The following is a 24,521-nucleotide window of genomic DNA, read 5'->3' as shown; positions in this document are numbered from 1 at the left end:
TTTTAAATAATATATAAAAAAGACTGAATTGAATGATATTTAATGTTTTCAATTCAGTCTTTTATTGAGAGTGACGTTGTATGATACTCCCTTATTTATCTTTTCGTTTACGTATAATACTTTGAATAATATAAACAATAAATCCAACTAAAATGCCTAACAATACTGCTATAACAACCGAAACAATAATAGGCAGTTTATAAACGATTTGTAAAATAACGCCAACGATAATAGCAATTACGACAGCAATCATCGTGACTAAATTTTCATTACGTTCGCTCATGTATTTCACTCCTAACATGTATAATTATATCATGTTGAATATCAATTAATCATTTTTTGAAAATAAATTCAATATAGGTAGACTTTTTAGGTCGAAAGTATTGATTGATTATTAAATACATATTATATATTATATTTGAGTATTAAAAATATAATATAGGAGGCACCTATGAATTCAAAGAAAAATTTAACAATAATTGTTTTTGCTGTCATTGTTATTGGCGTATTAGCATTTCAATTTTTAAATCATACAGGGCCATTTAAAGACGATAGTCAACATTCTTCATCTAATTCACCACAGACAGAATTTAAAGGAAAAGAAAAAGTCCACGTTGATCGGGTTGTAGATGGAGATACATTTGTGGCTAAGAAATCAAATGGTGAGCAAATTAAGGTACGTTTAATTGGTGTTGATACACCAGAAACGGTTAAACCTAACACACCAGTTCAACCTTATGGAAAAGAAGCTTCTAATTACAGCAAACAACATTTAAATAATAAAGATGTGTATTTAGAATATGATAAGGAAAAAGAAGACCGTTATGGTCGTACATTAGCCTATGTATGGTTAGATGAAAAAACAATGTATAACGAAGAATTAGTTAAAAAAGGATTAGCTCGTGAAAAATACTTTTCACCTAACGGTAAATATAGAAGTACATTTGAAAAAGATGAACAGCAAGCTAAAAAAGATAAAGTGAATCTTTGGAGTTAAAAAATGAGTATGGGAGAACATTCGTCAAGAATGTTCTCCCATACTCATTGTTTAGTTATGAAAGTTTTCAACAATAGTATTAACTTGAGTTTCAGATAGAGGGTGTTTAGATAATTCAATAGCATTATTAATCACAGATTCTAAAGAAGATTTCGTGGATACTGTATCAATATATTTCTCTCTTTCGTCAGCACCTTCAATTATATTAACACTACCATCACTAAAATAAATGACCCCAATACTTTGAACTTTATGATTAAAATATTTTTCAATGCCATCTTTTAAGATTTTTGCATTAATAGCAGCTTGTTCATAAGGATCATGTTGATAAAATTCATAGATGACTCGATTGTTTTGAATTTTTTCAACAAAAGTATATATTTCATTACGATTTGAATCAAATTGACTATGATATTGCTTACTAATATAATGACCTACAATTTGTTCTACACTTTGATCCTTACCCTCTAAGTGATCAGAAGTAGGTAAATCAAAATGATAAAATGTTTTTTGTTTCCAACTTTTAACGTCAATATTAATAAGACCTACGTCAGATACAACTATATAGTCAAAGGTTCTTGCATACTCAAACAGTGGATGTTTAGTAGCTAAATTACTAGTCGTAATGATATTATAATATTTTAATTTTCCTGAAGCTTTAAAACGGTCTAAGATATCTTGTAATTCACGTTTAGCATTACGTTTTGAATGAGGACTAATCTCGTTATTAGAACTTAATATTTTATTTTTAAGTTCTAAATTTTCTTTACTGAGTAAAGAATTTTTAGAGACCATTTGATTTTTAGCGTAAACTTCAGTATCTATTCTATCTTGCATGTATCTTTGATTAAGTATAAATGCAAGTATAAGAATAACAATAATAATAATCAGAATAATCGTATGTGTCATATGTTCACCTCCTGTTTAATATTTGTAAATTAGAAGATTAATGATTAAATTAATTTTCTATAGAAATCAATAATTAATTATAAACAAAATATATTTAATGTTCAATAAACAAAAAATGATAATTTAAGTTGAAAAAGAACATAATAACAGGATATAATTTATTCATTATTATAAATATAAAATTGTGTAAAATTATATCTTATAACCTAAAGAAGAGTTAAAAGAATTACAAATTTTTCACAAATTAAAATTGAAAATATAAAATTGTGTCTGTATAATTAACTTATGAAAGCGTTTCCTTTAAGGAGGACAGTTGTATGTCTCATCACCAAAATCATGTAGAAGAACTAGTTGGAATATTAAAAAATCAATGCCGTACAGCGTTCAAATTTCACGGTGAAGTTGCTATTCAACTATTTTTAAATGAACTTTTTGAATTACCTTCGAAAGTCGATATTTGTGTAGAAAGAAAACGAATAGTAGAGGTTTTAAAAGTTATTCCTTCAAGTTATACATTTAAATATTATGATATGTCCAATCATAACATGGATAAAAATAATTTAGATATTCCATCTATTTCTCAAATAAACGTTGTTAATAATGATAAAGTTATTTTAAGTATTTTTATTTATGATGTTATAAATGAGGAATGGATATTTAGACTAAACACTAATATCCGACTACCTAAAAATAGTATTTATTTTCATTCATTAACTTGGGATGTCGATTATATTAAACCTGAAATCGTATTAATGTATGATTTATTAGATTATCAACAAAATAATTTAGAAGCCAATTATAAGTCAGTTTTAGATGCTCTAAGCTATTATCAATTTGTGATTTTAAAAATGGTAGTGGGAGAGCATAAAATTGAAAAAGCACTTACACTAAAAGTTTAATATAAAAAATCTGAGACAAATAGATGTCTCAGATTTTTTTATGTAATTGTTATTTAGGACATAAATTTTTTAAGCATACACCATGATAGCAATACTCATAAGTTGATAACACAGCTTTATCTGCATTTTCTCTTGAAATACCAAACATCATAGAAATTTCAGAAGCACCCTGATTAATCATTTTTAGGTTGATATTGGATTCTGCTAGAGCATGTGTGATTGTGTTAGCAGTCCCGACAGATTGAGTCATTCCTTCACCGACAATCATTAAGATGGCAAGGTCATGATCAATGCTTAATTCATCAATATCACATTTTTTTCTAATCGCACTCAATACTTCATTCTCTTTGTCTTTAATTTGATTAGAACGCATAATAATACTAATATTATCAATACCTGATGGCATATGATCGAAAGAGATATGATAGTCTTCTAATATTTCTAAAATTCTTCTTGTAAAACCAATTTGTCTATTCATTAAGTATTTTTTAATATTTATAACTGTGAAATCTTTATCGCAACTAATGCCAATAATTTGATTTTTATCTGTGACTTCACGATCATGGCGAATAAAGGTTCCTTTGTCCTCTGGATGATTTGTGTTTTTAATGACTACGGGTATTCTATGTTTATATAAAGGCTGTAATGCTTCATCGTGAAAAACACTAAAGCCGGCATATGATAACTCACGCATTTCTCTATATGTAATTTCTTCAATAAGTTCAGGATGTTCAATTACATTTGGATTTGCCTTAAAAATACCAGATACATCTGTAAAATTCTCATATAATGATGCTTTAATACCACGTGCTATGATTGCACCTGTGATATCTGAACCGCCTCTCGGAAATGTAACAACATAGTTATGTTTAGAAACACCAAAGAAACCTGGGATAATAATTTTTCCTTCAATTTCTCTTAATTTATAAATTTTATCATAAGCATCTTCTAAAATTTGTGCTTGTTGTGGTAAGTCAGTTACTAAGATACCAGCATCTTTTGGTGAGAGATATGTTGTTTTAATGCCTTGAGAATCGTTGTATTTAGCGATAAGTTGAGCATTAAAATTCTCACCGCATGATAACAATGCATCGTATAAACGATCATGCTTATCGTTTAATTGTTTAATGATTGTTTCAAGTGTTTCATCTATTGTTTCTAAGAGTGTAGACTCCATATTTAATTCTTCTAAAATATCTGCATAACGTTGAATAATCTCTCTTTTTTTATCTTGATAATCCAAATGATTGATTACTTTTTCATATAGACGAATAAGTAAGTCAGTTGTTTTAACGTCATTCTTATGTCTTTTACCAGGTGCAGATACAATAATAATTTTTCTGTCTGGGTCATCATTGACGATATTTAGGACTTTTTTAATTTGTGTTGCATTTGAAACAGAACTTCCACCAAACTTAGCAACTTTCATAAAATTTACCAACCTTTCTAAAAAATCAGAAAATTCTATTTAATTTCCTGATACTACATGATAATATATATCTACATATTCACTTTTTCTTTTAAAAGTCCTATTCAACTAATTTGATTTAATAGTATAATAAATTTAAGTGTTTTTCAATAAAACAATTGTACTTCTCAATAATACAAATGGGAGGAAGATAAAAATTATGAAGGAATTAAACGTCGCATTACTGGGGTTAGGAACAGTAGGCTCAGGTGTAGTAAAAATTATTGAAGAAAATCGACAACAAATTAAAGATACTCTAAATAAAGATATTGTTATTAAACATATTTTAGTAAGAGATACCACTAAAAAAAGACCTATTAATATTAGTCAATATCATTTAACAGAAGACATTAATGAAATTTTAAACGATGAAGATATAGATATCGTTATAGAAGTAATGGGAGGAATTGAACCAACTGTTGATTGGTTAAGAGAATCTTTAAAAAGAAAAAAACATGTCATTACAGCAAATAAAGATCTACTTGCTGTGCATTTAGAATTACTAGAGAACCTAGCAGAACAACAAGGAGTAGCCTTAAAATTTGAAGCAAGTGTTGCAGGTGGTATTCCCATTGTTAACGCGATTAATAATGGGTTAAATGCTAATAATATCTCTAAATTTATGGGGATTTTAAATGGTACGTCAAATTTTATTCTTTCAAAAATGACAAGAGAACAAACTTCATTTGAAGATGCACTTGCTGAAGCACAAAGATTAGGATTTGCTGAAGTAGATCCTACTGATGATGTCGAAGGTATTGATGCAGCTAGAAAAGTAGTGATTACTTCTTATTTATCATTTAACCAAGTAATTAAGTTAAATGATGTGAAAGTAAAAGGTATCAGTAAAACAACGTTATCTGATATTAATGTAGCAGACAAATTAGGTTATAAGATTAAATTAATTGGTAAAAGTACATATCATCATAGCGAAGTTAATGCATCCGTTGAACCAACCTTAATACATAAATCACATCAGCTTGCAGCAGTAGAAAATGAATACAATGCAATTTATGTTATTGGAGATGCTGTAGGGGATACTATGTTTTATGGTAAAGGGGCAGGTAGCTTAGCTACTGGTAGTGCAGTAGTGAGTGATTTATTAAATGTAGCACTCTTCTTTGAGTCAAATTTACATACACTTCCACCTCATTTCGAATTAAAAACAAATAAAACTCGAGAATTAATGGATAATGGTGACGCAATTGCTATTGGAGAAAAATTAAATTACTATGTTGTCATTCATAGTAATGAATCAATTGATAAACTTAAAGATCAACTTAAATCAGATTTACCCTTCCATAAATCACTTCAAATAGAACAACGTGATTCTAGTTCTTATGGCGTTGTGATTATCGGATTAGACCAATCACCTGAATCACTACTTAGTAAAGCAAATTACAACATTGAAAAAATTTATCCAGTTGAAGGAGTTTAATAATTATGAAAAGATGGCAAGGTTTAGTAGAAGAATTTAAAGATTATTTACCGGTTAATGAAGATACACCTAAACTTACTTTAAATGAAGGACATACACCACTGATTCACTGTGCTAATATATCAGAAATGCTAGATATTGATTTATATGTTAAATATGAGGGTGCTAATCCAACCGGTTCTTTTAAAGACAGAGGAATGGTAATGGCTGTAACAAAAGCGAAAGAACAAGCTAAAAAAGTAGTGATTTGTGCTTCAACAGGAAACACTTCTGCCTCAGCAGCAGCTTATGCTGCACGTGCAGGTTTAAAAGCAATTGTAGTGATTCCCGAAGGAAAGATTGCTTTAGGTAAACTTTCGCAAGCGGTCATGTATGGTGCAGAAATTGTCTCAATTGAAGGTAACTTCGATGAAGCATTAGAAATCGTTAAAGAGATTGCACAAAATGATGATGATATTGAATTAGTAAATTCTGTTAATCCATTTAGAATAGAAGGACAAAAAACAGGTGCATTTGAAATTGTGGATCAATTAGAAGAAGCTCCAGACGTTCTAGCAATCCCAGTAGGCAACGCAGGAAATATTACTGCTTATTGGAAAGGCTTTAAAGAGTATCATGAGAAAAAAGGAAGTCAACTTCCTCAATTATTTGGTTTCCAAGCAGAAGGAGCCTCACCAATTGTTCAAAATAAAGTTATTAAAAATCCTGAAACAATCGCTACAGCAATCCGTATCGGTAATCCAGCAAGTTGGAAAAAAGCGACTGTTGCGTTAGAAGAATCAAATGGCCTCATTGATAGTGTGACTGATGATGAAATTTTAGAAGCGTATCAATTAATGACATCTAAAGAAGGTGTATTTAGTGAACCAGCAAGTAATGCTTCAATTGCTGGTTTAATCAAATTACAACGTGCAGGAAAATTGTCGAAAGGTAAAAAAGTAGTAGCAATATTAACTGGTAATGGACTAAAAGATCCAGACACTGCTATCTCAGTTTTAGATAATCCAATTCAACCGCTTCCAAACAATAAAGAAAGTATTATCAATTATATTAAAGGAACACTTTAATATGAAGCCATCACTTCACCTGAAAATACCTGCATCAACTGCTAACTTAGGAGTAGGATTTGATTCTATTGGTATGGCAATTAATAAATATTTATACCTATATGTTGAGGAAGCGGAAGGAAGTAACTGGGAATTTAGATATTTAAATGAAGAGTTAGACTCATTACCGAAAGATAAAAGTAATTATGTCTATAAAGTTGCACAACAAGTAGCTGAAAAATATAATGTGACTTTACCTAATTTAAAAGTGTCGATGAGAAGTGAGATTCCATTAGCAAGAGGGTTAGGATCATCTGCATCCGCTTTAGTTGGAGCATTATATATCGCTAACTACTTCGGTAATATCCAATTATCTAAGTATGAGTTACTACAACTAGCTACTGAAATAGAAGGGCATCCTGATAATGTAGCGCCTACAATTTATGGTGGATTACTCGCAGGATATTATAATCCTGAAACCAAAGAGACAAATGTGGCACATATTGATATGCCTGATGTAGATGTGATTCTTACTATCCCAACATATGAACTCAAAACAGAAGACTCACGTAGGGTACTTCCAGATAATTATTCTCATGAGAAAGCAGTTCAAAATAGTGCGATTAGCAATACAATGATTTGTGCATTAATTCAACATAATTATGACCTTGCTGGAAAAATGATGACACAAGATGGTTTTCATGAACCTTATCGTCAACACTTGATTCTTGAATTTGAAAAAGTAAAAGTACTATCCCAAAAATATGATGCTTATGCTACAGTGATTAGTGGAGCAGGTCCAACGATATTGACATTGAGTCGTAAAGAAAAAAGTGGAGCACTTGTGAGAACATTAAAATCAGAAATAACAACTTGCGATTCTGAACTTGCAACAATTAATAATGTAGGTGTTATTGAAGAAGTTGTGTATCCTTCATAAAATTATTGTAAAATAGATAAGAGCAAAAATGAAAGGAGAGCAACTAAGAAATGAGTAACTATAAAATGATTGTTATGGATATGGATGACACTTTAATAACAAGTGATAATGTAGTTAGTCCTGAAACCAAAGATTATTTAATTCAACTACAAGAAGAAGGATATAAGATTGTTTTAGCCTCTGGAAGACCAACTGAGGGAATGATTCCAGTAGCTAAAGAATTAAAGTTAGATCATTACCAAAGCTATATCATTAGTTATAATGGTGGTAAAACAATTAATGCTAAAACAGAAGAAATTGAAGTAAGTAAAAGTGTAACTAAAGATCATTTTGATAAAATTACAGATTATTGTCGCGAAAAAGGCTTTTTAACATTAACGTATCAAGACGGACAAATTATCTTTGATACAGAACATGAATATCGTAAAATTGAATCAGAATTAACTGGTCTACCTATGAAACAAGTGGATGATATTAAAGCGTATATTCAGTCTGATGTACCTAAAGCAATGGGCGTTGATTATGAAGAAAATATTTCAAAAGCACGTAACGAATTAAATGGAACATTTAATTCTGATATTGATGTGACGACGAGCAAACCTTTCTTCCTGGAATTCATGGCTAAAGATGTTTCTAAAGGTAATGCAATTAAAGCTTTATGTGAAAAGTTAAATATTTCATTATCAGAAGTGATTTGTTTTGGAGATAGCCTCAATGACCAATCAATGTTTGAAGTTGTAGGATATGCTGTAGCAATGGGAAATGCGAGTGAAGAATTAAAAAAGATTGCAGATAAAGTTACATTAGATAATGATTCTAATGGTATACCAGCAGCACTTAAAGAATTGCTATAAAACATTTATATAAATTAAAAGGAAGCGGAATGAATTCGTATTGAATCAAGTTTCGCTTCCTTTTTTTATTATCATAACTAGTTATTTAGCAGTGTGTGTCCAATCACGTTTACCTTTATTTCTTTTTACATGAGCATATACTTGATCAGCTGCATAATCTAAATTTGTATATACTGTTACTGTATATGCAGATTGGTTATCGCGAAATGGCTCATCTTGAAATACATCTTTTAAATGTGTAAATAAGTTTTCCATTTGATCATGAGTTAGACTAGGATACTCACGCAATGTGCGTTTCAGTAATTGTCCATTTCTTTCTTCTAAAGATTGTACGACAATAACAAAACGTTCATCGCTCTTTATTACGTCATCAAATAAATTTGTTTGACCTACCATACTCAGTCACCTCTAAGTCGTTATCGTTATACTCATTATACAAAATAAACGACTATTAGAAAATATACATATTGTGTTTAGTAATAAAAACAGGAGTAGAATTGTATTTAATTCTACTCCTAAATAAACGATGATATTAATCATGATAATGATGAGCTGTAAGATCCATATGATCTAATTTTACAAATTTAGTTTTACGAATCAATTTATGTACGATAAAGATAATCGCTAAGACAATTAAAGGCATGATATTAACAAAAAAATCACCTATATTACCACTAAATAAATCACCGATAGAATTACCAAAGTATAAGAAAATTAATGTAGCAAATACAATGATAGGACCTAGAGGGAAAAGTGGTGATTTATAAGGCAATAATGTATTAATATCTTTGCCTTGACGTTTAATACCTCTACGTAAACGTATTTGAGCCCATGCACTTATTGCCCATACAATAATAACTAAAGAGCCAATAATATTTAACAAGCTAAATACTGCATTAGCATAGAAATTAGCTAGAATAATAATTGCTACTACTAAAATGTAAGTGGTGACTAATGAACGCATCGGTAATTTTGTTTTATTATTTAATTTACTTAAAAACTTTGGTGCTTGCTTTTCATCACTCAAAGAGAAAAGCATTCTACTTGTTGTATACATTCCAGAATTCGCTGCAGATAGTAACGATGTAAGAATAACAGCATTAATAATTGATGCTGCAAATGCTATACCGATTCGATCGAAAACTATAGTAAACGGACTTTGAGATACTGATTGATTTTTATTTAATAATAAAGGATCAGTATAAGGAATAATAGCTGCAATGACGACAATAGATAAAACATAAAATAATAAAATTCTCCAAAATACTTGCTTAACAGCCCTTGGCATAGTTTTTTCAGGATTATCAGATTCACCTGCAGTGACCGCTACAACTTCCGTACCACCCACAGAAAATCCTGCTACAAGTAATACTGCTAAGAAACCAGATAAACCACCTACAAAAGGTGCTTCACCTTTGGTATAATTCTCGAATCCATATGTATGTCCACCAAGAATACCAAAAATCATTAATATACCGACAACAATAAATACAATAATTGTGACTACTTTAATTAGTGATAACCAAAATTCTGTTTCGCCAAATGCTTTAACAGTAAAGATATTTAATAGGAATATAATCGTTATAAAAATTAAACTCCATACTAGAGGACTGAAAATTTTAAATACATCCCAATAAAATAAAACATTAGAAGCTACCATTACATCAACGCTTGATACTAATGACCATAGAATGTAATACAACCAGCCCATTGTAAAACCGATAGACGGATCAATGAAACGGGTAGCATATGAACTAAACGAACCAGATACAGGATAAAATGTAGCAAGTTCTCCAATAGATGACATTAAAAAGTAAAGCATGATTCCTATCAATAAATAAGCTAAGATAGCTCCTCCAGGTCCTGCTTGAGAAACGACACTACCTGTAGCAACAAAAAGTCCAGTGCCTATTGCACCTCCGATAGCAATCATAGATATGTGTCTTGACTTAAGACCGCGTTTCATATTGTTATCTTCCATATAATATCTCCTAAATTAAAATTTAAAATATACAAATCATTTTAATCGTTTTGGTTCAAGTATTCAATAACTTTTGAACAATTTGTTTTAAAAATTTTAAATTTTCTGATTTTTTAAACGATTAGTTTTTGTTATGTAGAAGGAAACTGACTAAATTAAAAGAAACTTATTGCGTGAAAATGAAGGATATGATAGAATTTTAAATCGTAAGAATTCCTAATTATATATAACAAGAAAGGATGTTATTGATGCGCGTTAATGTAACTTTAGCTTGCACTGAATGTGGCGATCGTAATTATATTACAACAAAAAATAAACGTAATAACCCTGAGCGTATTGAAATGAAAAAATATTGCCCAAGATTAAATAAATACACGCTACACCGTGAAACTAAATAATTCCTTATCTTTTAAATACGACAAAAAGATAAACTATTATAGACTCATACATGTTTAAGATGAATAACATGTATGAGTCTTTTAATTTTAAAATAAATGTCTTTGTAATTTTTTAAAAGTATGTTAATATATAAAACGTAATCATTACGATTTATAAAAAGGAGATAATATATGGCTAAAAAATCTAAAATAGCTAAAGAATTAAAAAGAGAAAAATTAGTAAATCAATATTATGAATTACGTAAAGAGTTGAAAGAAAAAGGAGATTATAAAGCATTAAAGAAATTACCAAGAGATTCATCTCCAACTCGTTTAACAAGAAGATGCAAAGTTACAGGACGTCCTAGAGGTGTAATGAGAAAATTTGAAATGTCTAGAATTGCATTTCGAGAACATGCTCATAAAGGTCAAATTCCTGGTGTGAAAAAATCTAGTTGGTAATTGAAACTAATACTTTAGTCCGTTTACATTGTATTTAAAAAATTGTAAAGTATATAAGGATATAAATAATAAGAGCGAGAAAAAGGTGATTTCTCGCTCTAGATTACGTTATAAATAATTTTGTAAAGAGTCAGATATTTTATTTATGTCTACAGTGTCTTTTAAATTTAAAATGTATAGGGGAAATTTAAAGTATGAAAATTTTTGATTATGAAGATATTCAATTAATTCCAAATAAATGTATTGTTAATAGTAGATCTGAATGTGATACGACTGTACAATTTGGGCCAAAAACTTTTAAGTTACCAGTGGTTCCAGCTAATATGCAAACAGTAATGAATGAATCTTTAGCAGAATGGTTTGCAGAAAATGATTATTTTTATATTATGCATCGCTTTAATGAAGTAGGTCGCATACCTTTTATTAAAAAAATGCAAAATAAAGGACTTTTTGCTTCTATTTCAGTGGGTGTAAAGGAAACTGAATTTGAATTTATAGAAAAATTAAAAACTGAGCACTTAATACCTGAATATATTACAATTGATATTGCTCATGGTCATGCTAATTCGGTTATTAATATGATTAAACATATTAAAAAACATATTCCTCAATCATTTGTTATTGCGGGTAATGTAGGAACCCCTGAGGGAGTAAGAGAGTTAGAAAATGCTGGTGCAGATGCTACTAAAGTTGGTATAGGACCAGGACGAGTATGTATTACTAAAATTAAAACTGGATTCGGTACAGGAGGATGGCAATTAGCTGCATTAAACATTTGTAGTAAAGCTGCACGTAAACCAATTATTGCTGATGGAGGTATTAGAACACATGGTGATATTGCGAAATCTATTCGTTTTGGAGCTACTATGGTTATGATTGGTTCATTATTTGCAGCGCATGAAGAATCTCCTGGCGAAACAGTTGAGTTAGATGGTAAACGTTATAAAGAATATTTTGGTAGTGCTTCCGAATTCCAAAAAGGGGAACATAAGAATGTTGAAGGGAAGAAAATGTTTGTGGAACATAAAGGTTCATTAAAAGATACCTTAGTTGAAATGCAACAAGATCTTCAAAGCTCAATTTCCTATGCTGGCGGTAAAGATTTAAAATCACTAACTACTGTTGACTATGTTATTGTAAGAAACTCAATTTTTAATGGTGATAGAGATTAATATATGTTTAGTAGGTGAATATTATTAAAAAGTTCCTTTTATTTACTGCAATATTTTTGTTATTTATCATTATTAAACCCATTGAAGAAAACCAGTTTTTTATTAATTTACAAAATAATGTAAGAGATAAAGTAGAAGTTTTATTAAATGAAGATACAAGTTTTAAAAATAATGTGCTTAAAGTTCCAAAAAAACAAGAATTTGCAGTTAATAATATTCAATTAAATATGTCTCAAAAGGAAGTAGAAAATAAGATAGGGCGACCAAAAAGAGTGACATCAAATGAATATGGTACAAAATGGTACACTTATTACAATGATGATTATCAAAATTTTTTAATGGTAAGTTACATTAATAATAAAGTTAATGCTTTATTTAGTAATCAAAATATTATAATTTCTAAATCTAAAATTAAATATAATACCCCTAAAAAAGTGGTTGAACAACGTCTCGGTAAACCAGTAGATAAAATTACAAAAGGACGTTATCGTTTTGTTGTAAAAAATAATGAATATGATGTTTTTTATAAAGATCACATTTATACCACTGCATTTTACGATAAACATAATAAAAATAACTTAACAGGGTTGTTGCAAGTGAGTGAATCGATGGAAAACCGATTACAAAAGCAATATGGTGCACCATCTACAACGCTAGAAAAAAGCTTTGAATATCAAAATTTTGATTTAGTTAATGCAGAAAGAAAACAACACGGATTAAATACATTGGATTACTCTAAAAAAATATCTCATACTGCAAGAAAACATAGTGAAGATATGGTTAAAAATAATTATTTTGATCATACTGATTTAAATGGTCATTCACCTTTCGATAGAATGAAACGTGATGGTATTCAATTTAATGCTGCTGCTGAAAATTTAGCTTATGGTCAACAAAGTAGTATTTATGCTCACGAAGGACTTATGAATTCTCTAGGACACCGAGAAAATATTTTAAATACGCACGTAAATACATTAGGTGTAGGTGTAGATTTTAATAAAAATCGACAACCATTTTGGACAGAAAACTACGCTGGATAATGTTTGATTTATAATATATAGGGGTATGTTCATTTTGCAAGGAAGTTGATATTATGCCTACAAAGAAAAATAAGAAAAAAGATATACTTGATAAAGTAAAAGAGATTTTAAATAAAAAATAAAACTAGAAGCGTCTATGCGCTTCTAGTTTTTTGTATATTAAACATATATAAGAGATTTTAACGTAACGAACAAGAGATAAACTATAATTCTCTATATAGACCAATGACTTTACCGATAACTGTTACATTATCTAAATATATGGGACTCATAGCACTATTTTCTGGTTGTAAACGATATCGATTTTTTTCTTTGAAAAAGCGTTTTACAGTAGCTTCATCATCTTCAGTCATTGCTACGATAATATCTCCATTTTCAGCAATAGTTTGGCTTCTTACAATTACTTTATCTCCGTCTAAAATACCCGCTTCAATCATACTTTCACCGATAACATTTAAAATAAACACATCACTATTGTGTGTAGACGTTAAATGTTCTGGTAATGGAAAGTATTCTTCTATATTTTCAACTGCGGTAATCGGAACTCCTGCTGTAACTTTACCGATAACAGGAACATAGATAGTTTCTTCTCTAGTCATATCATTATTTTGGTCACTCACGATTTCAATTGCTCTAGGTTTAGTAGGATCTCTTCTAATATATCCTTTTTCTTCTAATCTAGATAAATGACCATGCACAGTTGAACTTGAGGCAAGACCAACAGCTTCACCAATCTCTCTTACACTTGGTGGATAACCTTTTATTTGAACAACATGTTTAATATAATCATAAATCTCACTTTGTCTTTTAGTTAACTCTCTCATATATAGGCACTCCCTAAGTTTATTTTAATATAGTATAGCATTTTTTGATTTTTTAAACAAACGTTTGTTCGTAATTCTATTGACTAGGAACACTAGTTCTGTTAAAGTATTTATACAAACAAATGTTCTAGGAGTGAAAATAAATGCTTAGTAATCGTACTAGTAATATCATTAAAAATATAATTGTTCTAGTAGTATCTTGCATCGTTTTTCTGGTGTTTTTTACTAATTTATATCAGAACGCTCATACGGAACACATGTACGAAATTACCGATCATACGATCCCTAAAAAAGCGATTTTAAACGATGATTATAAGAACGATATACCCAACAATACAGAACAAACAGACTATAAAGTGTTCGCATTAGTTAAATAAATATTTAAGAGATACAGATAAAAAGTTATTACTTCTAAGAAATGGGAATATGAAGTATTATATAAAAATACTTCATTTATTTTAGAAAGAGTTTATGATGCTTAGATTTTTTATCTATGTCTCTTTTTTGTTATATTAATTAAGTATTTTATATGTATTAAAGAAAAGAATAGGAAGTGTAATGACATGTCAAATAATAATTTAAATATAGATAGAATTAATGAATTAGCAAAAAAGAAAAAAGAGCAAGGTTTAACAGAAGCTGAAGCAAAAGAGCAATCTAAGTTGCGTAAACAATATTTAGATTCTTTTAGAGAGGGATTTAAACAACAAATTGAAAGTACCAAAGTCATTGATCCAGAAGGCAACGATGTAACGCCTGAAAAACTTAAAAAAATTCAAGAAAGAAAAAAGAATGATCAATAGTTAATAACATTTTAATCATTAACATTATAATCTTATCATTTACTATATTTTTAAGTTATAATATATAAAAGATGATTAATTCTAGAAGGGAAGTATGTAAGATGTTTAATGAAAAAGACCAATTAGCTATTGATACTATACGTGCATTAAGTATTGATGCAATTGAAGAAGCAAATTCTGGTCATCCTGGTTTGCCTATGGGAGCTGCACCAATGGCCTACACGCTTTGGACTCGCCACTTAAACTTTAATCCACAATCTAAAGACTACTTTAACAGAGATAGATTTATATTATCTGCAGGTCATGGTTCTGCTTTACTATATAGTTTATTACATGTCTCTGGAAGCTTAGAATTAGAAGAATTAAAGCAGTTCAGACAATGGGGTTCTAAAACACCTGGACATCCTGAGTTTCGTCATACAGATGGTGTTGAAGTTACAACAGGTCCATTAGGGCAAGGATTTGCTATGTCTGTGGGAATGGCTTTAGCTGAAGCTCATTTAGGTGGTAAATTTAATAAAGGTGATATTAACGTTGTAGATCATTATACTTACGTGTTGGCTTCAGATGGAGATTTAATGGAAGGTATTTCTCATGAAGCAGCTTCATTTGCTGGTCATAATCAATTAGATAAACTTATTGTATTATACGATTCAAATGATATTTCACTTGATGGTGAACTTAACAAATCTTTCTCAGAAGATGTAAAACAACGTTTTGAAAGTTATGGATGGAACCATATTTTAGTAAAAGATGGCAACAATTTAGAAGAAATTGATAATGCGATTACTAAAGCTAAACAGCAAAATGGTCCTACGTTAATTGAAGTTAAAACAATTATTGGTTACGGCGCGCCAAACGTTAGCGGTACAAATGGTGTTCACGGAGCGCCACTTGGTACTGATGAAAGAAAACTTACATTTGAAGCATATGGATTAGATCCAGAAAAACGTTTCAATGTTCCAGAAGAAGTATATGAAATCTTCCAAACAACAATGTTAAAACGTGCAAATGAGCATGAAGATGAGTGGAAAGAAAAATTAGAAACATATACAGAAAAATATCCAGAATTAGCTGAAGAATTTAAATTGACAATCAGTGGTAAATTACCTGAAAATTATAAAGATGAATTACCAAAATTCAGTAGTGACCATAATGCAGCTACTCGTGCAGATTCTGGAGAAATCATTCAAGCAATTAGTAAATCTGTTCCTTCATTCTTTGGTGGTTCTGCAGATTTAGCAGGATCTAATAAATCAAATGTTAAAGAAGCTACAGATTACAATCCTAATACTCCAGAAGGTAAAAATGTTTGGTTTGGTGTAAGAGAGTTTGCTATGGGTGCTGCAGTAAACGGTATGGCAGCACATGGAGGTTTACATCCTTATGGTGCTACCTTCTTCGTATTTAGCGATTACTTAAAACCAGCATTACGCTTATCTGCAATTATGGGATTGAATGCAACATTTATCTTTACACATGATTCAATTGCTGTAGGTGAAGATGGTCCAACACACGAACCTATTGAACAGTTAGCAGGTTTAAGAGCTATTCCAAATATGAACGTCATTCGTCCAGCAGACGGTAATGAAACAAGAGTAGCATGGGAAGTTGCATTAGAATCTAAACAAACACCAACATCTCTAGTTTTAACTCGTCAAAACCTTCCTTATTTAGATGTAGATGAAGAAACGGTTGAAGAAGGCGTACGAAAAGGTGCATATATTGTATTTGAAACTGAAACTAAACCAGAATATCTATTGTTAGCAACTGGCTCAGAAGTAAGCTTAGCTATTGAAGCAGCTAAAGATTTAGATAAACAAGGTAAAGGTGTAAGAGTAGTTTCTATGCCAAACTGGTTCGCTTTTGAGCAACAATCAGACGAGTATAAAGAATCAGTTATTCCAAAAGAATTAACTAAACGTGTTGCAATTGAAATGGCTTCACCACTCGGTTGGCATAAATATGTAGGCACTGAAGGCAAAGTCATTGGAATCGATGGTTTTGGTGCAAGTGCACCAGGAGACTTAGTTGTTGAAAAATATGGCTTTACTAAAGAAAATATTTTAAATCAAATTCGCACTTTTTAATATTATGATTTAGTCAACATAGAGAGCGGGAAATGAATTCAAAATGAGTTCTTTCCTGCTCTTTCTTATTTTGTGAATAGTACTTTATATGAAGTGATTTATAATATTAGTATTCGTGTTAAACAGTTTGTTAATATAAAAGCGAAGTGGTGTTATTCTAAAACTAACTCTTGAAATCAAGATAGTTATTTAGTAAAATTCAGTAGGATATAGAAAGTGGGTGAAACAATGGCAACTTGGTTAGCAATTTTATTAATCATTGTAGCACTTATCATCGGACTAGTTGGTGGTTTCTTCTTAGCAAGAAAATATATGATGGACTATTTGAAAAAAAACCCACCTATCAATGAAGAAATGTTACGTATGATGATGATGCAAATGGGACAAAAACCGTCTCAAAAGAAAATCAATCAAATGATGACGATGATGAACAAAAACATGGATCAAAACATGAAGAGTTCAAAAAAATAATAGTTATTAAAGGATTGTATGCCATAAGGGTTTACAATCCTTTGTTTTTGTTGTAAAACATTTTTAGTTGGAGTATTTAAGAATTATAATAGTATTAAACTTTTAGTTATGTGAATATAAGAAGGTGTAAATTTGGCATATTTAGTTTTTTCCATAGTATTTGCATTGTTTATGGGGATTGTTGTCATAGTTATTCGTATGAAAGCACAAAAATTCCCTGTAAATGAAAAGAAAATTATTTTACCTCCTATCTTTATGTCGACAGGTGCTTTGATGTATGTCATTCCATATTTTAGATTAACTGGGGCTGAAATTTTAGAATCTATCATTTTAGGTGTGATATTTTCGTCTGTACTTATCTGGACAAGTCATTTTGAAGTTCAAGGTGCTGAGGTATATATGAAACGATCAAAAGCGTTTCCAATCATTTTAATTTCGCTTTTAATTATTAGAACAATCATAAAAATATTTATTAGTAGCTCTATTGATCCAGGAGAAATCGGAGGCATGTTCTTTTTATTGGCATTTAGTATGATTGTTCCTTGGCGTTTAGCTATGTTATATAAATATAAAAACGTTAAAAAATCTTTAGTCTCATAATAGAGATTAATAATATTAGCTTATCTAAAATTAAATAAAATATTATTTTTTGATATTAAATTGAATTGAAGTTTAGAGCGAGTATGTGAGTTCATTGAGAATTCAATCTCGCTCTTTTTTAAAATTAAATTATAATTCTTTAAAAAGTAAGGGGAATGTTATGAAAATTATACATACTGGAGATTGGCATTTAGGAAAGATACTTAACGGAAAACAATTTCTTGAAGACCAATCATTTATTTTAGAACAATTTATTCAATGTTTAAAAGATGAAAAACCTGATGTAGTTGTGATTTCTGGGGATATTTATGATACAACTTATCCGAGTAAAGAAACCATTTATCTTTTTGAAAATGCTATTCATACGATTAATATAGATATGAATATCCCCATGATTATTTCTAATGGTAATCACGACGGTAAAGAACGATTGAATTATGGTGCTTCATGGTTTGAACATTCCAAACTCTTTATACGTACAAAATTAAAACATATGAATCAGCCTATCGTATTTAATGATGTACATTTCTATGTACTTCCATTTGCTACTATTAGTGAAGTAAAAGAATTTTTTAAAGATGCTTCTATTCAAACGTATCAACAAGCAACAGAAAAATGTATTAATTATATAGTAGAAAATTTGAATAAAGAGAAAATAAATATTTTAATTGGTCACTTAACGATAAATGGGGGAAAAACATCAGATTCAGAAAGACCTTTAACAATTGGGACTGTTGAAAGTGTTACTAAATCGTGTTTTAACGTATTTGATAAAGTGTTATTAGGACATTTACATCATCCATTTAGTATTAAAGATGACATTATTGATTATTCTGGTTCACTGTTACAATATTCATTTTCAGAAATAAACCAGCCTAAGGGATATAAACGTTTGGTGATTAAAGATAAAAATGAAATATCAACATCATTTGTGCAACTTAAACCTTTAAGAGAGCTTGAAGTGGTTGAGGGCGAGTATGATGAAGTGATTCAAGGACATATTCAACCTAAAAATAAAGATAATTATATACATTTCAAACTTAAAAATATGTCGTATATTAGTGATCCAATGATTCATTTAAAACAACTATTCCCTAATACTCTTGCGCTTAGCAATATTACTTTTGAAAATGAGGGACCTTTACATCAGACACAAATACAACAACAAGACGACCAAACTATTATTAAGCAATTTTATAAGATGATTACAGATAATGAGATGACAAAATACCAGGAAGAAAAAATAAATAATTTAATCACTTTGGTATCGAATAAGGAGGTCTAAAATGAAACCAATAAAATTAACGTTACATAATTTTGGCCCATTCTTACATGAAATGATTGATTTTACTCAAATTAAAAATGATCAACTTTTTTTAATTAGTGGTAAAACTGGTTCGGGAAAAACCATGATATTTGATGCAATTGTATTTTCGTTATTTGGAAAAGCTTCTACAGAAGGCAGAAGTGAAGCGGGATTAAGAAGTCATTTTGCAGAGGCAAAATCTCCTATGTGGGTTGAATATGAATTTCAACTCAATAAAAAATATTTCAAAATTATTCGTCAAGGCGCTTTTACTAAAGAAGGAAACACTAGTCAAACACCAGGAAAACTAGATGTGTATGAATATGATTCTAAAAGTGAAACATATGAATTAAGAGAAAGTAAAATCAGCGTTGGAAATCAATATATTAAATCATTACTAGGAGTTAATGCTGAACAATTTAGACAGTTATTTATTCTTCCACAAGGTGAATTCAAAAAATTTTTAGTATCCAATAGTACAGATAAACAAGGGATATTAAGAACTTTATTTAATAGTATACGTTTTGAAGAAATTCAAAAACTTCTTCAAAGTGAAGTGAAAGAAGAGAAAAAACAAATTGAAAAAAGATACAATCAAATAAAATTACTATGGGAAGATATCGAAGCATTTGATGATGAGCAATTAATTCAATTTAAACAAATTCATCACATGAAAACTCAAGAATTAATACAGACTATTCCCGATTTTAGAGCAATAGGTCATCAAATCGAAGAAAAAAGACTGCATCTAAAAAATGAGCAAAACGAACAATTGCTTTCTATAACAAAACGTATTGATTTAAATAAAACGTTAGAACAACAACTGAGTGAACTGAAAGAATATCATCAATTAAAACATCAGTTAGATGAACAAATGGATGACATAAATGCATTAAAAGTAAAATTAAATCGATTAAATGATGCTGGCATGCTGTTTAATTTATATGATCAACAACACTTTAAAGAAGAAAAACGTCAAACAATAAAAACCAAAATAATAGAAACTGAAAATAAAATATCGCAATTAAATAATAAAATAAACATGCTTGAAAAAGAACGTAAACAATTAGACAAGATGAGTGACTCATATCATTTAAAAAGTGAGAGTTTAGAACAATCAAAGCCCTTTTATAATTATTTGAATAAATATCAACAAGCGTTTAAAGAGCAAGAACATATTATTCACAGTTATAATGAAATGATGAAAGAGCAAGAGCAGTTAATTAATAAAGAACATAAAATGAGTAAATCTATTGATAGCTATAAAGTGGATAATAAAGCTATTGATGAGCTGACTGAACAAATATATCAATTACAAAAACAATTAGATGAACAACAGAATTTAAAAGATAAGTATGAAAAGCAAGTTTCCCTAAAACGACAATATCATCAACATTCAAAAGAGGTACAAAATTTAAAAAATGACATTGATACACTCAATCAACAGTTAGGAATCATTGATAAACGTAATATTGATTTAAATGATAAACAAACCTTTATTATTGAAATACAGTCAGCGTTACGTATTGGCGATACATGTCCAATATGTGGAAATGAAATTGAATCTTTAAATCAGCATATTGATTTCGAAACTATTAATCAAAATCATCAATTACTTGATAAACTTTCTAATGAAATTAATGAAAAAAAACAGCATTTAAGTAAAAGCGAAGCGACGTGTGAATTACTCTCTCAAAGCATATCAGATTTAGGAGAGATAGAGTATAAATCGATTAATTTAGACCAAATCAAAGAAAAGTTACAAAGTGCAAAGTCTGAAAAAATACAATTACAACAACAATTAGAAGAGTTAGATAAATTACAACAAAAATTTCATACGTTACAGCAAGAGAAGCATCAGCAAGAACTTAAATTAGAGAAATTAGCTTCTCAAAAACGTCAGAATCAAACTTTAATTCAAGATTTTGAAATAAATACAGGATATTCAAGTATTGAAACTTTTAAAAATTATTACTTAAGTCTTCGAAAAGAGATTGATGAATATCATCAACATGTTAATGATACTAATAAAAACATGCAATCATATCAAAATGCGCTAGCTTTAGAAAATAATAGTGTTGATAATTATTTAGCTACGAGTAAAGAACTACAAAAAGAATTAGATTATTTTGCAACAACTATCCGAAAAGAAATGAAACGATTAGGTTTAGAAAATGAAGATGAAATAAAAAAATTAAAGCAGGAACTTCAAAATAAAGAACATATTGAGAAAAGAATTAATCAATTCGATAAGGAACAACATAAATATAACGTTGAAATAGAACGATTAACACGCCTTACAAGTGAAAAAGAACTTGAAGATATATCTAATCTTGAAATGCAAAAAGAACATATCGAAGAAAAATATAATCAGTATGTTAATGATGTTGTATCAATACAATATAAAATTAAGAAGAATGATGAAAAATTTGCAAAAATAGAAAAACATATTCACTATTTAGATGAAGAGTTAAAAGAGCAGCAACAAATTTTTAATTTATCTGAGGTTTTATCTGGAAAGAATCATCAAAAATTATCGCTTGAAAACTATGTATTAATTTATTATTTAGAAAGAATTATACATCAAGCAAATATTAGATTAGATATAATGAGCGGGCGAAGATACCAACTTAAACGAAGAGAATCAATATCACAAGGATATAGTGGATTAGAAATCGATGTATTTGATTTATATTCTAATAAGTCAAGACATATTAGTTCATTATCAGGGGGAGAAACGTTTCAAGCATCCCTGGCTCTAGCATTAGGATTAAGTGAAGTCGTACAACAAGAATCTGGAGGTATTACGTTAGAATCAATGTTTATCGATGAAGGATTCGGCACACTTGATCAAGAAACTTTAGAAACATCTCTTGATACATTATTAAATTTAAAAACATCTGGACGGATGGTAGGAATTATCTCTCATGTGAGTGAATTAAAACAACGAATTCCATTAATACTTGAAGTAAATACAAATCAGTATCAAAGTTACACAAAATTTAAATGGAAATAACAAAAGAGGCTGGGACATAATTTCTAAAAAATAGCCAGTAAATGAGTTTTTTATAAATTCATTTACTGGCTTCTTTATTTACAATACTACGTATTGTTGGCTCGCTTTCTTAGGGGACAGCTTCAGCCTGTAGTCTTCAGCTTGTCCTGTTCCCTCAAGAGTCTCGCCAAAACACTCTGTATTTATATGTAATTTTACATTGAAATACTTCAAAAAAATAAGACCCTTTCGTATAATTTAATAAACACTAATAAACTAAATTAACGAGGTGCCTTATGTATAAAGATTATAACATGACTCAACTTACTCTACCAATGGAAACTTCAATTCTTATCCCCACAAATGATATTTCACGACATGTCAATGATATTGTAGAAACCATTCCTAAGACTGAATTTGATAAATTCAGACATCATCGTGGTGCAACATCATACCATCCAAAAATGATGTTAAAAGTCATTCTATATGCCTACACACAATCTGTGTTTTCAGGACGTAAGATAGAAAAATGACTTAATGATAGCATCCGAATGATGTGGCTATCACAAAATCAAAATCCTTCTTATAAAATGATTAATCGATTTAGAGTCAATCCAAAAGTAGATGCTTTATTAGAATCATTATTTATTCAATTTCATAGTCAGTGTTTGAAACAACATCTTATAGATGAACAGGTCATTTTTATTGATGGTACGAAAGTTGAGGCGAATGCCAATCGATATACATTTGTATGAAAAAAGAGTATTCAAAACCATGAGTCAAGGAAGAATGAAGATTCTAAAGTGCTCTATCATGAATGGGTGACAAATAAAATCATAACTGAGATTAAAGAAGATCGCGATAATGACTTAACAAAAAAAGAAATAGATTTGATTGGTAGTCATTTCGATAAAGAAATCGAAGATTTAAACCAACATATCGATAATGAAAAATGGACTAAAATAAGAAAACAAATACGGCTCAAAAGAACTAAAATTAAAAAATATAAAAAGCAAATTAATAATTACTCTGAGCGAAAGCATAAATACGAAGGCTAAAAATTTATTTTAAAGCATAGAAATAGTTATTCTAAAACAGATCATGAGGCCACATTTATGAGAATGAAAGGAGATTATATGAAAAATGGACAACTCAAGCCAGGTTATCATTTACAAATAGCGACAAATTCTCAATTCGTTTTATCTTATCATGTGTATCAAAATCTTACTGATACAAGAACGATGATACCATTTTTAAATTCAATTCAAGAGACCTACGGTCATTTACCTGAATATATCGTAGCTGACGCAGGTTATGGTAGCGAACCCAATTATATGGCAATTATAGATGATTTTAATCGAACATCGCTTATAACTTACGGTATGTTGATAAAAGATAAAACTAAAAAGTATAAAGTGACATCTTTAATACTCAAAATTGGGATTATGACGAAATTAACGATGAATACATTTGTCCAAACAAAAAGCGATTAGGTTTTAAAAGATATGCCTATCGTCATGATAAATATGGTTTTAAACGGGACTTTAAATTATATGAATGTGATGATTGTTCAGAATGTTCTTTGAAGCACCAATGGATGAAATTCAATTCAAAAACAAATAAAAAAATAATGAAAAATTATAATTGGGAATATTTTAAAGCCCAAATTAATCAAAAGCTTTCAGAAGCAAAAACAAAAACCATCTACAGTCAAGGAAAAATTGACGTGGCGCCTGTTTTTGGATTTATGAAGGCTATTTTGGGTTTCACTCGAATGTCCATTTGAGGGATAAATAAAGTCAAAAGAGAACTAGAATTTGTATTAATGGCACTTAATATAAGAAAAGTA

Annotated in this window: 23 protein-coding genes and 1 pseudogene; 18 read left to right on the top strand and 6 right to left on the bottom strand. The window is 29.6% G+C overall.

What is annotated here, in order from left to right; translation table 11 throughout:
• Positions 1-91: 91 nt before the first annotated feature.
• Complete coding sequence (locus tag HMPREF2881_RS06435) at positions 92-283, bottom strand: hypothetical protein (protein WP_002448766.1); 192 nt, start codon at positions 281-283, stop codon at positions 92-94.
• A 168-nt stretch (positions 284-451) separates the two neighbouring features.
• Here HMPREF2881_RS06435 and HMPREF2881_RS06430 point away from each other — a divergent pair, with 168 nt between their 5' ends.
• On the top strand, positions 452-997 hold the full coding sequence (locus tag HMPREF2881_RS06430) for a thermonuclease NucI (RefSeq protein WP_002488666.1): 546 nt from the start codon (positions 452-454) through the stop codon (positions 995-997).
• 51 nt (positions 998-1,048) lie between these two features.
• Here the strand turns inward: HMPREF2881_RS06430 and HMPREF2881_RS06425 are convergent, their stop codons facing one another.
• Positions 1,049-1,906 carry a hypothetical protein gene (locus HMPREF2881_RS06425; protein WP_002488690.1) on the bottom strand — a complete coding sequence of 286 codons (858 nt, stop codon included), beginning with the start codon at positions 1,904-1,906 and terminating at the stop codon, positions 1,049-1,051.
• Between the two features lie 317 nt (positions 1,907-2,223).
• Here HMPREF2881_RS06425 and HMPREF2881_RS06420 point away from each other — a divergent pair, with 317 nt between their 5' ends.
• Complete coding sequence (locus HMPREF2881_RS06420) at positions 2,224-2,805, top strand: hypothetical protein (RefSeq protein ID WP_002448718.1); 582 nt, start codon at positions 2,224-2,226, stop codon at positions 2,803-2,805.
• Positions 2,806-2,854: 49 nt separating this feature from the next.
• On the opposite strand, the gene HMPREF2881_RS06415 is transcribed toward HMPREF2881_RS06420, so the two are convergent.
• The gene (locus HMPREF2881_RS06415; protein ID WP_002455386.1) at positions 2,855-4,234 is read right to left on the bottom strand and encodes an aspartate kinase; all 1,380 of its coding nucleotides are present in this window, start codon (positions 4,232-4,234) and stop codon (positions 2,855-2,857) included.
• Positions 4,235-4,433: 199 nt separating this feature from the next.
• On the opposite strand from HMPREF2881_RS06415, the gene HMPREF2881_RS06410 reads away from it, so the two are divergent.
• The 4 genes from HMPREF2881_RS06410 to HMPREF2881_RS06395 are packed head-to-tail and all read left to right on the top strand — an operon-like array spanning position 4,434 to position 8,551.
• Positions 4,434-5,711, top strand: coding sequence for a homoserine dehydrogenase (locus HMPREF2881_RS06410; RefSeq protein WP_002455385.1), 1,278 nt, complete (start codon positions 4,434-4,436; stop codon positions 5,709-5,711).
• A gap of 5 nt (positions 5,712-5,716) precedes the next feature.
• The gene (gene thrC, locus HMPREF2881_RS06405; RefSeq protein ID WP_002488307.1) at positions 5,717-6,778 is read left to right on the top strand and encodes a threonine synthase; all 1,062 of its coding nucleotides are present in this window, start codon (positions 5,717-5,719) and stop codon (positions 6,776-6,778) included.
• A gap of 1 nt (position 6,779) precedes the next feature.
• On the top strand, positions 6,780-7,697 hold the full coding sequence (gene thrB / locus HMPREF2881_RS06400) for a homoserine kinase (RefSeq protein WP_002488311.1): 918 nt from the start codon (positions 6,780-6,782) through the stop codon (positions 7,695-7,697).
• Between the two features lie 50 nt (positions 7,698-7,747).
• Positions 7,748-8,551, top strand: a complete 804-nt coding sequence (locus HMPREF2881_RS06395) for a Cof-type HAD-IIB family hydrolase (RefSeq protein ID WP_002449102.1) — start codon at positions 7,748-7,750, stop codon at positions 8,549-8,551.
• 81 nt (positions 8,552-8,632) lie between these two features.
• On the opposite strand, the gene HMPREF2881_RS06390 is transcribed toward HMPREF2881_RS06395, so the two are convergent.
• On the bottom strand, positions 8,633-8,947 hold the full coding sequence (locus HMPREF2881_RS06390; protein ID WP_002449111.1) for a hypothetical protein: 315 nt from the start codon (positions 8,945-8,947) through the stop codon (positions 8,633-8,635).
• Between the two features lie 136 nt (positions 8,948-9,083).
• On the bottom strand, positions 9,084-10,532 hold the full coding sequence (locus tag HMPREF2881_RS06385; protein WP_002455381.1) for an amino acid permease: 1,449 nt from the start codon (positions 10,530-10,532) through the stop codon (positions 9,084-9,086).
• Between the two features lie 248 nt (positions 10,533-10,780).
• Here HMPREF2881_RS06385 and rpmG point away from each other — a divergent pair, with 248 nt between their 5' ends.
• From rpmG to HMPREF2881_RS06365, 4 genes are all read left to right on the top strand, one after another.
• On the top strand, positions 10,781-10,930 hold the full coding sequence (gene rpmG, locus HMPREF2881_RS06380) for a 50S ribosomal protein L33 (protein WP_001265708.1): 150 nt from the start codon (positions 10,781-10,783) through the stop codon (positions 10,928-10,930).
• Positions 10,931-11,101: 171 nt separating this feature from the next.
• Positions 11,102-11,371: a 30S ribosomal protein S14 gene (gene rpsN, locus HMPREF2881_RS06375; protein WP_002449108.1), complete on the top strand. Its 270-nt coding sequence runs from the start codon at positions 11,102-11,104 to the stop codon at positions 11,369-11,371.
• A gap of 194 nt (positions 11,372-11,565) precedes the next feature.
• Entirely contained in the window at positions 11,566-12,543 is a 978-nt protein-coding gene (gene guaC, locus HMPREF2881_RS06370; RefSeq protein ID WP_002449104.1) for a GMP reductase, read from the top strand.
• A 14-nt stretch (positions 12,544-12,557) separates the two neighbouring features.
• On the top strand, positions 12,558-13,583 hold the full coding sequence (locus HMPREF2881_RS06365; protein WP_037555855.1) for a CAP domain-containing protein: 1,026 nt from the start codon (positions 12,558-12,560) through the stop codon (positions 13,581-13,583).
• Positions 13,584-13,786: 203 nt separating this feature from the next.
• Here the strand turns inward: HMPREF2881_RS06365 and lexA are convergent, their stop codons facing one another.
• Positions 13,787-14,407 (bottom strand): transcriptional repressor LexA, encoded by a 621-nt coding sequence (gene lexA / locus HMPREF2881_RS06360; protein WP_002449099.1) that lies wholly within the window; start codon positions 14,405-14,407, stop codon positions 13,787-13,789.
• 143 nt (positions 14,408-14,550) lie between these two features.
• Between lexA and sosA the strand changes: the two genes are divergently transcribed.
• The 8 genes and pseudogenes from sosA to HMPREF2881_RS11475 form a co-directional block, all read left to right on the top strand.
• Positions 14,551-14,784: a DNA damage-induced cell division inhibitor SosA gene (gene sosA, locus HMPREF2881_RS06355; protein WP_002455378.1), complete on the top strand. Its 234-nt coding sequence runs from the start codon at positions 14,551-14,553 to the stop codon at positions 14,782-14,784.
• Between the two features lie 186 nt (positions 14,785-14,970).
• On the top strand, positions 14,971-15,210 hold the full coding sequence (locus HMPREF2881_RS06350) for a DUF896 domain-containing protein (protein WP_002449118.1): 240 nt from the start codon (positions 14,971-14,973) through the stop codon (positions 15,208-15,210).
• 101 nt (positions 15,211-15,311) lie between these two features.
• Positions 15,312-17,300 carry a transketolase gene (tkt, locus tag HMPREF2881_RS06345; protein WP_002449100.1) on the top strand — a complete coding sequence of 663 codons (1,989 nt, stop codon included), beginning with the start codon at positions 15,312-15,314 and terminating at the stop codon, positions 17,298-17,300.
• A gap of 228 nt (positions 17,301-17,528) precedes the next feature.
• The gene (locus HMPREF2881_RS06340) at positions 17,529-17,771 is read left to right on the top strand and encodes a YneF family protein (protein WP_037541068.1); all 243 of its coding nucleotides are present in this window, start codon (positions 17,529-17,531) and stop codon (positions 17,769-17,771) included.
• 132 nt (positions 17,772-17,903) lie between these two features.
• The gene (locus HMPREF2881_RS06335; protein WP_002449105.1) at positions 17,904-18,371 is read left to right on the top strand and encodes a CcdC family protein; all 468 of its coding nucleotides are present in this window, start codon (positions 17,904-17,906) and stop codon (positions 18,369-18,371) included.
• A gap of 160 nt (positions 18,372-18,531) precedes the next feature.
• On the top strand, positions 18,532-19,656 hold the full coding sequence (gene sbcD, locus HMPREF2881_RS06330; protein WP_002449112.1) for an exonuclease subunit SbcD: 1,125 nt from the start codon (positions 18,532-18,534) through the stop codon (positions 19,654-19,656).
• 1 nt (position 19,657) lies between these two features.
• Positions 19,658-22,693 (top strand): exonuclease subunit SbcC, encoded by a 3,036-nt coding sequence (gene sbcC, locus HMPREF2881_RS06325; RefSeq protein WP_002449110.1) that lies wholly within the window; start codon positions 19,658-19,660, stop codon positions 22,691-22,693.
• Positions 22,694-22,968: 275 nt separating this feature from the next.
• Positions 22,969-24,521, top strand: a pseudogene (locus tag HMPREF2881_RS11475) (IS1182 family transposase); the annotation flags it as partial.

It is taken from the genome of Staphylococcus sp. HMSC057A08, from assembly GCF_001812925.1.
Classification (GTDB): domain Bacteria; phylum Bacillota; class Bacilli; order Staphylococcales; family Staphylococcaceae; genus Staphylococcus; species Staphylococcus hominis.
The sequence above is the reverse complement of the archived record's forward strand: the minus strand, read 5'-3'. Positions and strand labels throughout refer to the sequence as shown.